Genomic DNA, 14,328 nt, shown 5'->3' on the forward strand with positions numbered 1-14,328 from the left:
TTTCGGGATTCTTTTTTTAATTAACATGAGCTAAAGAGCTATCCTTCAGTTTCATTAAAATTATACTTTTTAGATAAAGCAATGTAAAGTTTTTTAATTTCTAAAGGCTTCCATAAAATAGCGTCAAATAACATTCGGTTTTCTTCGTGCTCGTTAGTTTGTACATCTGCAGTTACTGCAAAAATCGGAGAAGTACTATTCTTACTACTGCTTCCCTTAATTATTTTTGTTGCTTCCACCCCATTCATAACCGGCATGTGAATATCCATTAAAATAAAATCATACTTATTAATGTTTGATGCTTCAACAGCTTCTTTTCCATCTTTAACAATATCTGAAGTAACATCCCATTTTTTCAACACCTTCTTCATAAGCAAGGCATTAATTAAAGTATCGTCTGCTATAAGTGCTTTTTGACCTTTAAGTTTACTGTAATCAATTTGTTCTTCCTCAACAATATTTACAACTCTTTTTAACTTCAGTGTAAAATAAAATTCAGATCCTATATCAAGATCACTCTTAACTAATATTTGTCCCTGATGAAGTTCTACTAGCTTTTTAACAATAGCAAGCCCTAAGCCTGTACCACCTTGATCTCTTGTAGTAACTGGTTTAATTTGAGAAAAACTATCAAATATAACATCTAAATTCTCCTTAGAAATACCTTCACCTGAATCTGTTACACTAAAACGAATAGTATCATAAACTTTGTCTTCATCGACTAATGTTGTTGCTAGTATAATATCTCCTCTATGAGTAAATTTAATAGCATTACTTATTAAATTACCTAGTATTTGACCTATTTTGGCTTGATCTAAAGAATAATATCTTTTCTCAGGAATACTACTATCTAAAACTAAATTAAGATCTTTTAGTTTTGCATTGTTATTATGTAGAGTAATAACATTTAAGCATAATTCTTTAAGATTAACATTACGCACTTCTAATACTGATTTATTAGAGTCTAGTTTTGTAAAATCTAAAGTATCATTAACTGTATTTATTAAATTTTTAGAAGCAAATTGAAGACTACTAAACAACTCTTTATCATCGTTTACAATATTATCTTTTAAAATTGAAATGATAGTTGTAATCGCATTTAATGGTGTTCTAATTTCATGACTCATTATAGATAAAAACTCTTGTCTTAATCTAACAGCTTCTTTCTCTTCTTTATTAATGATGTCAATAGCCTTTTGTTTTTCCTTATTAATTCGGGCTTCATTTTCCAAATTATTCATTTGGTTAATAAGGTCATAATGCTCAATAACTTTTACAGTCTGATTTTTCGTTATTTTTTCTTTCTCTGTGACGTGAAGTTCTAGATAACGAAGTGCATCTACATGGTTACGATGCGCTTTATACATCTTAGAAAGCAGATTGTAATTATTAATTTTAATTATTGTTGCATTAATATCTACAGCAATCTCTACACTTGCTTTTAAAACATATTCAGCTTTTTCAAAATCCTCAAGAATATTATACATTTCTCCAAGTTTAGACAAACACAATGCGGAACCAAATTTCTCATTGACTTCCATATGTATATCCAAAGCTTTAAAAAAATCTTGTTTTGCTTCTTTATAAGAACCCGTTTTTAAAAAAATATCACCTCGCCCATAAATAGCAAAACCTAAACCTCTAAGATCTTTAGTTTCTTTTTTTAATTCTATAGAGCGTTCTATTTTCTCTTTTGCTAAAGTTATTTTATTCTTTTTGAGGTATAAACCAGATAAACTAGTGAGAATATTAGACTCTAAGTTTTTATTCGATAATTTTATAGCTGTATTAATAGCACTAACATAAGATTTATGTGCTTTATCGTTATCTCCAATATATTCGTAAATAGTACCAACAGCTTTCTCTACTTTACAGACTCCTGGAAAATTATCGACCTCTCTATAATACTTTAGAGCTTCTAAAAGTTGAATTAAACCGCTATAATAATCATTTGTTTTATAAAATACACTACCAATATTATAACGAGAATCTGCAATCCCATTTTTAACATTAATGGACTTATAAATAAGTAATGCTCTTGCTGAAAATTCATTAGACTTTTCAAACTCAAAAATTATCATGTAATAAAGCCCTAATCGATTTAAGCACTTTCCGATTAATTCTTCATTATCAATTTGCTCACTTAATTGAAGTGCTTCTTTAGTTAACTCAATACTATTTAAAACATCTTTAGTTCTAGAAACATAAGCTTCATCTAATATTTGATATATTTTTTCTGTATTGTTTAAAAACATTTATAGGGAAAATTACACTTCAAAAATATCACTATTAATTTTGTAAAAGTGGTGTATTTATAATTATACTTTCAAATTTAACAGTTGAATTACAATCTTATTACTTTGTTAAATATAAAGAATAAACATTGAACAATTTACCATTTTTTATTAAAAAAAACCATAAATAAAGGAGTAAATAAACACTTATAAAAGTGAGTTTAAATAAAAAATATAATTTGGGATGGTTTTTGCTTATCTTAGTATAATCCCTTTTCTTAGACCAAAATTAAATAGAAATCATTAATATTGACAATCAGAATATGATAATGATTTCTAAACTTAAAATAAGTGACTATCTTGCACACTTTGGGTCTCTTAAAAAGAGATTGTAAAACCTATAAAATGAAAAAATTATTACCCATTTTACTTTTAATGATTGTAGCTACAACAACAGTATTAGCACAATCAGAAGAAAAGATTAAAGGAGATAGAAACGTTACGATTAAACAAACATATATTGATAATTTTCACTCGATTATTGTTGATGGAGATTTTTCGATTGAAGTTGTTTATAACAGTAAACCATCTGTAAATGTTGAAGCTGATGATAATTTACATGAAGTTATTCAATTTAATGTAAGTGATGGTGTGCTTACTTTTGTAGAGACTACCAAAATCACTTCTAAAAAGAAACTAAATATCACTGTAAATTATGGCGATGAACTTAGCCTTATTGAAACCAGAGGAAATGGAGAAATTAGATCTTTAACCTCTATGGAACTTACAGACGTTACTTTAATAACTTCAGACAACTCTAGAGCTTATTTGAATATTAATGCACAAAACTTCACATATAAGAGTACCGGAAAATCTAAAACACGATTAAATCTTACTGCAGATAAAACAAAAATAGAATTAAGTGACAATAGCAAGTTAGATGCCTTTATAAATAGTAAAGTTTCTGATTTTGATTTGTATTTAAGATCTGATGCTGTTATTGAAGGTAATGCAAATAGTTCGGTTATTAGAATGGATAATTCTACGAACTTTAATGGTGCTAAATTTGATGTTAAGACTACAGAAGTTACGTTAGAAGATAATAGTGATTTAACAATCTCTGCAACGGAAAGTATTTCTATTGCTGCATCGGGTAATAGTGAAATTTATCTTTTTAGTAGTCCTGCAATAACGATTACAAAGTTTGAAGATACAGCTAAATTGCAAAAGAAGAATCGATAATTATTTTCTTTAAGACTCTAATATTTTAAGTAAAAACTGAATCTCAATTTGAGGAGAAACTTTAACCATACCTAACATTTTTGTAGGTGCCGTTAAGTTAAAATCATTAATATCTAAAGGCATTACACCATTTACATGTAGATTACTATCTTCTGTTATAGAAACTGGTATTTTATAAGTTTTAATGATATCACTAATTTTAATTTCTATAGTAACTGTAATTGAATTGTCATTAATTTTAACTTTTGAAATCTCTTTTAGCTTTAAAGTTATTTCAGGAAACTCTTCTGTATTCAATAATTCATTAAAATCCTTATTGATCATTTTCCCTCCACAATTAAATTCTAAATTAGGTAGAATTAACTTAGTGTCATCAAATTTAATTTTCTTATCATAATCCTTATAACTGATTTTAATCGCCTCTGAAATAGCGGTCATATCAAAATTACACTCAAAAGTACTTACATTGGTTTTTCCTTTAATCTTTAAATAACTATCAGAAGAAAAAAATACAACAGACTCCTTTGAGTCCAAAACTTTTGTCTCAGAAACAGATTGTTTTACTGGTCCTAGTAAAAATAAAAAAAGAAATAAAAATGTTCTAATCATGATTTAAATATAAAAATAAAGGCCTCTATTTCAAAAATAAAGGCCTTTTTATTAACTTAATTTCTTAGAAACTAATTACAGCTTCTAAAATAACTCCATCAAACTGTCCATCTTCAAGAAGATCTCCTGCTGCAAAATCATTATATTGTTGATTAACATATTCTGCTTTCATTAATACGTTTTTGGTCATAAACCAACCTGCACCTAATTGAAATCTATTAATACTTACATCGTCACCACTAGCTAATTCTGAGCTTACAGTATTGTAACGTGCTCCTACAAATACATTTTCTTTCTCTCCAAATCTGTAAATAGCTTCACCTGCATACTGCTCTGTATTTCTTCTGTCAGTTTCACTTAATGCTTTCCCTGAAGATAACTCAACAGTACCAAAGAACTCTAAACCACCGTACTTTACAAATGGGTTAATCATAATAGCAGTAATTTGATTTTTGAAACCAGGATCAAAACGTCCAGATCTAAAGTTATCACTAGTTGCTGTAGCATCCTGCATTATGTCATAGTATCTAGAACCTGCTCTATCTGCAGAATATAAATATACATTTTGTGCATAACCTGTGTTATATAAAGAACCTGTTAAACGCACTCTTAAATCATCTGAAAGTTGTTTATCATATCCTAATTTTGCTAAAAATGCAGCACCACCAGTTGTACCGTTAGATTCCTCTACACTTTGGTTTAATTTACCATTTGTAAAACCTAACATTCCAAAAAATCCATTTCCTGTATTATAATAAACTTCAGCACCTACTTCAGTAGTAAATGAATCCATAATTAAGTTTCCTACAAAAGGATTGTAAATAGCTTCTGCATTATCTGTTCTTCTAAAGTGTGTATCACCATAGTTATTTTCCATATGACCAATTTTTATAGTCGTGTGGCTCATAAGATCTCCTAAAAAACCTTCTTGGATAAAATCTAATTTATCAATTTGAAAATATCCGCCTTTTACATAAGGTTCGTTATGGTGACGTGAAGATAAATAAGTTCTTAAATGCATACTTACACCATCATAAAGTGCTACATCTAAATCTAAATTAGCAGTCGCTAAGTTAAAGTTACTTCCTACTTCTCCTAAAGGTGTTACACCTGAATTCTCATTATCTAATGCTTGATATTGAAGAGCAAAAGCCCCACCTATTCTTACATATAGGTTTTCAAAAGTTGTAAGTGTATCTTTTTGTGGTTCAAATACATTAACACCTCTTTGGTCTGGTTGTCTGTAATTGTCAAAATCGCGTGGATTAACCGTTTGTGCAGATATTGAATATCCCATTGTAAAAACAATGGCAAAGGTTGCTAGTTTTAATACTGATTTCATAAATTTCTAATTTAATTGTTAGTTGTTATTTATTAATTGGTCTTGATTATTATTTGTTGAACACTGAATTAAAAGTAATTTTAATAGCATCTCCTGTTTTAATAGTACCAAACATCGCTGTTGGTGGTTCTACACCAAAATCAGTCATATTAAAAGATTTTTCACCTACAAGAGTAACTTTAGCACCGCTTAAAGTAACAGTCATGTCCATAGAAATGGTTTTAGTTTTACCAGCGATAGTCATTTTACCAGTTGTGGTAACTTTATAAGAAGTGTCACTGTTTTTTATTACATTAGAAACAGAAGTAAGACTATAAGTCATTGTTTTATAATCATCTGTATTTAAAGCCTTATAAGTGTTTTTATTCATGGCAGATTTACCACTTTCAAGACTTTCAGCTTCTACAGTAATATTTAAACTAGATATCTCTAAATTATCAGTGTTAGAAATCACTAATTTCCCAGATTGTTTTTCTGTTTCTATTGTCCAATCGTGTAAAGAAGATGTGCCATGTATTTCTAAAGAAGAACTACTATTGCTTAATGTATAGTTTTGAGATGTAGCAACCTGAAAAGAAAACAGACTACTTAAAAATACTGCTAGAAAAAATACTTGTGATTTAATTAAATTGTTCATAGTTACGTTTTTTTGTTTCCGCAAAGATTTACAATTAAAGACCATTAAATTATGATGAAAATCATGATTTAAGATTTATTCAAAAATTTAACATATTTAAATTTTACATAAAAAAAGCCGAAGTGTAAAACTTCGGCTTCTTAAATATGTTAAAAAAAAATTAGTTATAACTTGAAGTAGCAATCTCAAAATCAGCATCCTTAGCAGCTAAATAACGCTCTGCATCTAAAGCTGCCATACACCCTGTTCCGGCTGCAGTAATTGCTTGTCTGTATACATGATCTGCTGCATCTCCACTAACAAAAACACCTTCTACATTTGTTTTACTTGTTCCAGGAACAGCATTAATGATATAACCTGTTTCGTCTAAGTCTAAAATATCTTTAAAAATATCTGTATTAGGTTTATGACCAATAGCAACAAAGAAACCAGTAGCTTCAATATCGTGCTTTTGTTTTGTTTTATTATTATAAACCCTTACTCCTGTTACAACTTGACCATCACCTAAAACCTCGTCTGTTTCTGTATTAAATAAGATTTCAATATTTTCTGTTTTCATAACACGCTGTGCCATAATTTTAGAAGCTCTAAACTCATCACGTCTAACTAACATGGTTACTTTTTTACAAAGTTTAGATAAATAATGTGCTTCTTCGCAAGCAGAATCTCCAGCTCCAACAATTACAACTTCTTGATTTCTATAGAAAAAACCATCACAAACTGCACATGCAGAAACACCACCACCTAATTTTAAATATTTTTGTTCTGAAGGTAAGTTTAAATATTTTGCAGACGCACCTGTAGAAATAATAATAGTATCCGCGTGAATTTCTTTATCTTCATTAATCCATGCTTTATGCACATCTCCAGAAAAATCAACTTTAGAAACCCAACCATGACGTACATCAGTTCCAAAACGTTCAGCTTGCTTTTGTAATTGCATCATCATTTCTGGACCTGTAATACCTTCTGGGTATCCAGGAAAATTCTCAACATCATTAGTTGTTGTTAATTGACCACCTGGTTGTTCACCTTGATACAAAACAGGAGACATATTTGCTCTAGCTGCATAAACCGCAGCCGTATAACCTGCTGGTCCTGAACCTATAATTAAACATTTTACTTTTTCTATTGTATCTGACATATCTTGTGTTTTAAAATTTTACTATGCTTCTATTTCACTGATTTAAAATTTAAACAAACAGTTAAAAGCAGCTAAAACAAAAGTAGGTTTTTTCATTAAATCCTTACTTATAAGTTATTAACAGTATTTATAGTGCTATAAATATTTTGAATACATCTTGATTTTGTCTTTAATTTAGTAATTTATAGGAGTCTAAAAGTAAAAATATAGATATTATGAGATACAATATTTTAATTTTAAGTTTCACCTCAGTGTTTATATCTTCTTGTAAAAACAATAATAAATTAACAACAAAGGTTCTTTAAGTAGAAGAAATTTCTAATTCTAATTAAAAAAAACTAAATGGCACATAGGAGCTCGTAAGTTTTTAAAATCACAAAGTCTGCGAGCATTATTAAAATAACGCAACGCAGACTTCACCCTTAAATAAATTTTTATTTCAATGTAAAAACAACAGATAATCTTACATATTCTGAATCTGTATTTGGTGATTGCCAGTAATCAGATGTATCATAATCACTAACTATTGAGCATATTTCGCCAATTTCATCTCCGCTAATAGCTGCTAACATTTCTGCTTTTTCACGAGCATTTTCTAACGCTTTAGTCATTAACTTTTTCATATCTGCTTCAGGTGTTTTAGTTTTCACCTGAATATAAGCTGGCATTACTTGTGCCATTCTAATACTTGTTAATTTTAAGATTTCCTCCTTATCACTAGTTTCAAATCTAAGAACAGTTCCATCTTTTCTATATCCTGAAGACACATATGATAATTCGTCTACTGTGAATTTTGATTTATCAATATTTAGCTCATCAACTTTCTCGTAGTATTTCACTAATAATTCGTCTAAACTATTATAAGGATCATCCGTATAATAACTATTATCTAAAGTCAGCGTTACATCTGTTTTATAAGTAATAGTTTGAGTTGTTTTTTCTGCAACACCGTAAACACTTATAGTGCGTCTACCTGATGTGTTTTGTGCAATTCCTAATGTAGAAATACATAATAGTATTGCTAAAATTAACTGTTTCATAATATTAATATTTTATTGATTTTATTTTGTGAATTAATCTATTCTGATAATTAAATAGTAAATAAGAAAGATGCTGCAATCATCCAACCACCTACTACTAATCCTAAGATTCCAAATTGACCTAACTTTGGTGCTAATTTTTCTCTTAATGCTGCTCCTTTTGCTTTTGCTGCTTCATTTTTACTTAAAATTAATTGGTTTATCATACCAAATCCTAACATAAATCCAAGTGCTGCTTCTACTACACTACCAGCTAATAAAGTAATCCACCAAATAGGGGCTATTGACAATAAAGCTATATTAAGTAAAGCTGAAATAATTCCCCAAACTCCAAAAATGCAAAATACAAGACCAATCCAACCTTGGTAAGGTGCTACTTTATCTAACAACTCTTGTGCGTTAGGTTTTTTTGATAAAATAAGTGATGGTACTGCGATGATGCTTAAAAGGATTAAAGTAATTCCGTAAATCATAAGTTCTAATTTTTTAGTTTTAGTTATTGTTATGATGCAAATTTCGGATCTTTAGTGCTTTTAAAACGTACTGTAAGTAGTAAAAATACTTACCCTGTTTTCAGGGATGGAAAGTTTTATTGCTATAATTTGGGAAATATATAAAGCTAAAAGACATGCTTAGTCACTCATAAAATCAAAGTATGATGTTCTATGAGTTATTCTAATAACTTAATATTTAAGTAAATTACTAAAAAGAAAGAGGTAATTAATCTAGCATCCCTTTTTCTACAGCATAACGTGTAAGACCAGCTAAATTACGTACACCTAACTTAGAAATAAGATTTTTACGGTAACTCTCTATGGTGTGTTTACTTAAAAATAATTGATCTGCAATTTCTTGTGTTGTGAACTCTTGCGCTATAAACTTTAAAACTTCAGTTTCACGTTTACTTAGTGAGATTTCTGGATTAGATTTTGCCGAAAACATAGCTTCCATTACGACTTGTTTAATACGTGGTGAAAAATAATTTTCACCTTCTAATATCGATTTTATAGCTTTTAATAATTCTGTTTTCTCAGCATTTTTAGAGATATAGCCATTAACATTGGCTTCGGTAAGTGTTTTTATTTTTTTAGCATCTTCGAGCATGCTAACCACAAGAGTTTTTATTTGAGGAAACTCTGATTTAATAGCGGTATTTAATTCTACACCATCCATTTCTGGCATATTAATATCTGTAATTACCAGATCTATTTTTTCGTCTGTATTAATTCTTAGATATTTTATAACCTGAGTTCCAGTTTTAGCCGTTAGAATAATATTAATAGACGCTTCTTCTGCCAAAATACTTGTTAACCCATCTAAAAACATAGCATGGTCATCGGCAATAATTATAGAAAATGATGTACTCATAAATTAATTTTGTGGTAAGCTTATACTTATTACGGTTCCTCGGTTTATTGCTGTATCTATAGAAATTCGACCTTTAAAATTAGCCACTCTGGTTTCCATATTCTTTAGACCGATTCCTTTATTCGTCTTATTTAAATCGAACCCTACCCCATCATCTTCATACAAAAGCTCAATACTTTTATCTTCTGAGAATGATGTAATTTGAACATTAATTTCTTCTGCTTTAGCATGTTTTAAAGCATTAGTTACTAATTCTTTTATGATATTAAATAAAGATACTTGAAGCGATACCTCAATCGCGTTTACTTCATCATTAGGGTAAGCTTCAAAACGTAAATTTACGGAAGCATATTTACTAATACTATCTAAATAACTATTTACTAAATCTGTAAATGCAGAACCTTCAAATTCTTTAGGAATTAAACTGTGTGAAATCTCACGAACCTGATTGTAAGTTGCGTCTAGTAAATTTAATATTTGTCTAAACTCTGGCTGATGATCACCCAAACTATTCATCTTTAATTTTATACCCGCTAAATTACCACCAATACTATCGTGTAATTCTCTGGCTATTCTGTCTCGTTCTTTAGATTGTACTGAAATCGTATTTTTGGCCAATTCTAATTCTTGAGATTGCAATAAAGTAGTAACCTCTTGTTGATTAATCGCTTCCTGTTGTTTATTTAATAAACTTTGGGTTTGCAACTTTTGATAATAAACTATTAGTAATAATATAATTGGAATAAGAATCACTAAAAAGCCTATTAAGAAAGCATATTTTATAGTTTTTTGACGTTCAATCTCTGCTTGTTGCAAAATTTGATCTTCCTGCAATTGACTAATCTCCTTTTCCTTTTTTAAAGTTTCATACTTTAACTCTAAATCTTTTACTAAACGTTGATTTTGCTTATCCGCTATTTCTTTTGTTACCCTTTGGTATTGCGTAATTAAATTATAAGCATTTTTATAATCTTCTTTAACATTATAAAGCTTCACTAAATCACCTATAACTTTTTGTTCTAACTCTAAACGGTTCCATTGTATGGTGTTTATGTACGCTGTAGTTAACACAACTTCAGAAGCATCATACTCTTTTAACATGGCATGGCTTAAGCCTATCTCTAAAGTGGCTTCAATATATACATCATAAAACCCGCTATTTAACGCCGTAGTTTTAATCTTATTTACCGTCTCTAAAACACTTTCAAAATGACCTCGTCTTAGCTCTACTTCAGATAAATTGAGTTGTAATTCTAATTTTAATTTTTGGTAGTTATCGATAAATTCTTCAGATAAAGCTTTATTTATCATTATTTCAGCTAGGTCCAAGTCATTAGATTGGATTAAATACTGACTTTTAACAACTTCATTTTTCAAATAAAAATCATGAGGTGCTTTTTCTTGCGGTAATTCTTCTAGTAATACTTTAGCTTTTTCTAATTCGCTTTTAAGCAAATAAGTTTCTGCTAACTGTAATTTTAAATACTTTTGAATAGATTGTTCTGAATTTGAGCTTTCAATACCTTCAATTAAAGATTTAATTGATTCTTCTAATAATCCCAGTTTTTGAGCGGCAACACCTTCAAAATATAAACCACTAAGTTTAATCTCATCTCTATTTTTAATATTTCGCCCCTTATAGAGCGCTTCATTTTTAATAAGGTGTCCATAATGCATTAAAGAATCTGCATGACCAGATTCTAAATAAATCATAGCAATAGTATCTAAATATTTAAATCGAATTTCTTGATTTTTGGAATATTTTAAATTTTCATAAAGCTTATAATCCACCATTCTAGGTAATTCACCAAAAGCTCTAAAAGTATCCTTTTGTTGAGCGAAGCCAACAAAACAAAGCATACTTAATAAAAGATAAAACGTGTTTTTAATTTGCATTTTTGATTTTTATATCTTTTTACAAAAATAGTATATAGACTTTCTAATTTCTAAACATTAGATCGTAATACTATTTTAAAAGGTTTAAAATGCAATTTAAACAAACACTATAGGCTTTTAGTCACTGATTTCAGTGAAAAAAAATAGCCTTAAAAAGTTTTTACGCTTCTTAAGACTATTAATAATATTATATACTGAATTATTTATTTCTTCAATACTCCTTTCAATAATGATAATACAAAAAGTACTATAAAAATAAAGAAGATAATTTTAGCGATTCCTGCTGCTGCTCCTGCTATTCCTCCGAATCCAAGTACGGCTGCTATGATTGCTATTATAACGAATGTGATTGTCCAACGTAACATATTTTTTGGTTTTAGTTAATTAGATTAGAACTTCTAACCTTCATTACAAATATCGCTGATACAGATAGGATTCGTTTGCTCTAATGATTTAATTATTAACCTATTCGGAACACAAAAGGTTGAAACACAAACTGTAAATATACAGTAAAACAAAACCGAACTATTTTAAAGTAGCCATAGGAAAATCATTATAGTGCGCTGGCTCTAAAATGGTTTGATACATGATTTGGTTTTTATAAAATTCTTTAGATATTGTATGAGCTTTTAAATTTACAGATCCTATTTCTCCATATCCAAAAGTTTCTAAATCAACATCATACTCTAGCCAAGATTTATAGTGATCTGAACTAATAACGATAGGAAAATCTGGACCTAAATTATGAATCTCTTTTATCTTATGTTTTTTTGCAGGAGTTGTAATAAGACTAAATGATAAAAAACCATCACTCAATCTAGAATAAATACCTGCAAGAGCAAATGGTTTGTGATCTTTTTCATAAACGTAAAAAGGATAAATTTCACCGTTATACAAATAAGAGGTGAAGAAACCAGAAACGATGACCACACAACGTTGATACTTTATATCTTCTTCTAACCAATTAGAAGAATTTAGATCATTAATAGAGGTATTTAATGTATTTGTTAAATTTTGAAAACTTTGCCAATCTTCCCTGTAATTTTCTGGAAGTAAACCCCAAATGGCATAGTCTATAACTCCTGGAGTTTCCATTGTTATTACAGGTAATGATTCTTCTAAAAGGCCATTAATAATTGCTGTTGTTCTGTAAAGCAAAGGATATTTAAATTTTGCGTCAAAATCACCCTCTAATTGAAGTATATCAGTCGTATTTGATAATTTGTAGAACATCTTTCTTTTTACTGCAAGTAACTAAAACAAAGCCTTATCCATTATCTGATACAAAAAAAATACTAGCCCATAACCTAATCTATTTTTTTAAATGCCTGGTGTACAAACGAAAAAGAGCGTGTATTCGTTTTTATACGAATACACGCTCTTTTTAATTAATTAAGTCTAATTTGAAACTTATTTTAAATTTTCTAAAGATTTTACCTCAGATAAATCTGTTTCGATATTCTTTTTTTGAGATAGCAAAATTGATTTTGTACTACTAGGCAAGCTCGTTTCCATTAATACATCTTGGTACTCATCTACAGAAGCCTTTTCTCCTCTGATAGCTTCTTCTAACATGGACTCTTCATTGTCTTGAGACAACCAAGATTTTACATCCATCCATGTTCTGTGAGCAGATCCTGTTATACTACCTCCTTTATCTACCTCTTGTCCAAATGTTTTAATCTCTGATTTAAGATCATGTCCAAAAGTGCGCCTTTGTTCTGCTTTACGGTTAAAGTAATTTTTAAGACCTAAGTGATTTACATTTTCTGCCGCTTTCTTATAGCCTTTTTCTGCGTCATAATTTTTCTCTAATAAATTATTTAATTTACTTCCTACTTCTTCTGTGTATGTTGCCATTTTTTTTTGTTTTTTTATTACAGGTAACTTTTTTAATGATGTTTACCGTTATACATCCTAAACTCTAAGCTTTCACTTAGCTTCTATTCAAAATTAATGAAGAAATTCAATACCTATTAATTCAATTAAAGAAGAGATTAACGTTATTACTCAGTTCTTAAAATCTTAACGTTTATTAAAATAAACCTGCTAAAAAAAACTAATTATCAGCACATAAAAAAGAGCTATCTCATTTAAAACCCAATAATCAGTTTTGATACTCATTTTTGAAATTTTAAAAGGATAGCTCTCCAACCTAACCTAAAATGATACTATCTATGTGCTTTCATATAATTCACATATTTTGTAGCTAATTCTTCTTTTTCTTTGTCAGTGAACACCTTTCCCGAAAGCTGAAAAAAACTATGTTCTTCATCTTCTAAATGATGTTCTACTTTATGTTTTAAATCTTTCGCAATTTTTAACCAAGCAGAAGAGTCCATATCTGTCTGTTCTAATCTTTCTATAAGTTCATCAATCTCATGGTGTTCAGCAATTCCATGTCTGGCATGTTCTTGCATCATATCTACAGGAATTAACGGCTTATAAAAATGACGTTCCTCCGCGTTGGCATGTATAGAAAGTTCTTTATTCAGTTTTTTAAATAAATCGCTTCTTGTTTTAGTATCGCCAGAAGTATCTACCAATTGCTTTAAAAGGTCGCGTTGTATATCGTGATCATTGCGTATAGCTTCGTAAATATTCATGATGTATTGATTTAAATTGTTTATTGATTTATCTCAAAGATATACCTAATACAAAGGAATCATTTGCTCTATTAAGATGAAGCTTAACGGATTTGATAAACCATAGTAGAACAAATAAATTATAGCGCTTTTTTATATTTTTTTAAGACATACTCTTTTTATTTAAACTATTTTTACTTTAAAACGAATTCAAACTATGCTAATCTGTAT

Annotated in this window: 14 protein-coding genes; 1 reads left to right on the top strand and 13 read right to left on the bottom strand. The window is 29.1% G+C overall.

Annotated features, from left to right (window positions below):
- Positions 1-38: 38 nt before the first annotated feature.
- Complete coding sequence (locus tag H0I32_RS02595; RefSeq protein WP_179313979.1) at positions 39-2,255, bottom strand: ATP-binding protein; 2,217 nt, start codon at positions 2,253-2,255, stop codon at positions 39-41.
- Between the two features lie 384 nt (positions 2,256-2,639).
- On the opposite strand from H0I32_RS02595, the gene H0I32_RS02600 reads away from it, so the two are divergent.
- Positions 2,640-3,476 carry a GIN domain-containing protein gene (locus tag H0I32_RS02600; RefSeq protein WP_246293614.1) on the top strand — a complete coding sequence of 279 codons (837 nt, stop codon included), beginning with the start codon at positions 2,640-2,642 and terminating at the stop codon, positions 3,474-3,476.
- A 9-nt stretch (positions 3,477-3,485) separates the two neighbouring features.
- Here the strand turns inward: H0I32_RS02600 and H0I32_RS02605 are convergent, their stop codons facing one another.
- From H0I32_RS02605 to H0I32_RS02660, 12 genes are all read right to left on the bottom strand, one after another.
- The gene (locus H0I32_RS02605) at positions 3,486-4,085 is read right to left on the bottom strand and encodes a YceI family protein (protein ID WP_179313980.1); all 600 of its coding nucleotides are present in this window, start codon (positions 4,083-4,085) and stop codon (positions 3,486-3,488) included.
- 64 nt (positions 4,086-4,149) lie between these two features.
- Positions 4,150-5,427, bottom strand: a complete 1,278-nt coding sequence (locus H0I32_RS02610; protein ID WP_179313981.1) for a hypothetical protein — start codon at positions 5,425-5,427, stop codon at positions 4,150-4,152.
- Positions 5,428-5,476: 49 nt separating this feature from the next.
- Positions 5,477-6,064 (bottom strand): YceI family protein, encoded by a 588-nt coding sequence (locus H0I32_RS02615; RefSeq protein ID WP_179313982.1) that lies wholly within the window; start codon positions 6,062-6,064, stop codon positions 5,477-5,479.
- Positions 6,065-6,224: 160 nt separating this feature from the next.
- Positions 6,225-7,208: a thioredoxin-disulfide reductase gene (trxB, locus tag H0I32_RS02620; RefSeq protein ID WP_173586807.1), complete on the bottom strand. Its 984-nt coding sequence runs from the start codon at positions 7,206-7,208 to the stop codon at positions 6,225-6,227.
- A gap of 434 nt (positions 7,209-7,642) precedes the next feature.
- Complete coding sequence (locus H0I32_RS02625) at positions 7,643-8,248, bottom strand: SIMPL domain-containing protein (RefSeq protein ID WP_173586806.1); 606 nt, start codon at positions 8,246-8,248, stop codon at positions 7,643-7,645.
- Between the two features lie 50 nt (positions 8,249-8,298).
- Entirely contained in the window at positions 8,299-8,721 is a 423-nt protein-coding gene (locus H0I32_RS02630; RefSeq protein ID WP_173586805.1) for a hypothetical protein, read from the bottom strand.
- A 247-nt stretch (positions 8,722-8,968) separates the two neighbouring features.
- Positions 8,969-9,616 carry a response regulator transcription factor gene (locus tag H0I32_RS02635; protein WP_179313983.1) on the bottom strand — a complete coding sequence of 216 codons (648 nt, stop codon included), beginning with the start codon at positions 9,614-9,616 and terminating at the stop codon, positions 8,969-8,971.
- Between the two features lie 3 nt (positions 9,617-9,619).
- Positions 9,620-11,512: a sensor histidine kinase gene (locus tag H0I32_RS02640; RefSeq protein ID WP_179313984.1), complete on the bottom strand. Its 1,893-nt coding sequence runs from the start codon at positions 11,510-11,512 to the stop codon at positions 9,620-9,622.
- A gap of 203 nt (positions 11,513-11,715) precedes the next feature.
- A complete protein-coding gene (locus H0I32_RS02645; protein ID WP_173586802.1) occupies positions 11,716-11,877 on the bottom strand; it encodes a DUF1328 family protein in 162 nt (53 codons plus the stop codon).
- 160 nt (positions 11,878-12,037) lie between these two features.
- Positions 12,038-12,745 carry an SOS response-associated peptidase family protein gene (locus H0I32_RS02650; RefSeq protein ID WP_179313985.1) on the bottom strand — a complete coding sequence of 236 codons (708 nt, stop codon included), beginning with the start codon at positions 12,743-12,745 and terminating at the stop codon, positions 12,038-12,040.
- A gap of 177 nt (positions 12,746-12,922) precedes the next feature.
- Positions 12,923-13,372: a ferritin-like domain-containing protein gene (locus tag H0I32_RS02655; RefSeq protein ID WP_173586800.1), complete on the bottom strand. Its 450-nt coding sequence runs from the start codon at positions 13,370-13,372 to the stop codon at positions 12,923-12,925.
- A 311-nt stretch (positions 13,373-13,683) separates the two neighbouring features.
- Positions 13,684-14,118: a hemerythrin domain-containing protein gene (locus H0I32_RS02660; RefSeq protein ID WP_179313986.1), complete on the bottom strand. Its 435-nt coding sequence runs from the start codon at positions 14,116-14,118 to the stop codon at positions 13,684-13,686.
- Between the last annotated feature and the right edge of the window lie 210 nt (positions 14,119-14,328).

This window comes from Winogradskyella sp. HaHa_3_26 (assembly GCF_019278425.1).
GTDB lineage: Bacteria > Bacteroidota > Bacteroidia > Flavobacteriales > Flavobacteriaceae > Winogradskyella > Winogradskyella undariae.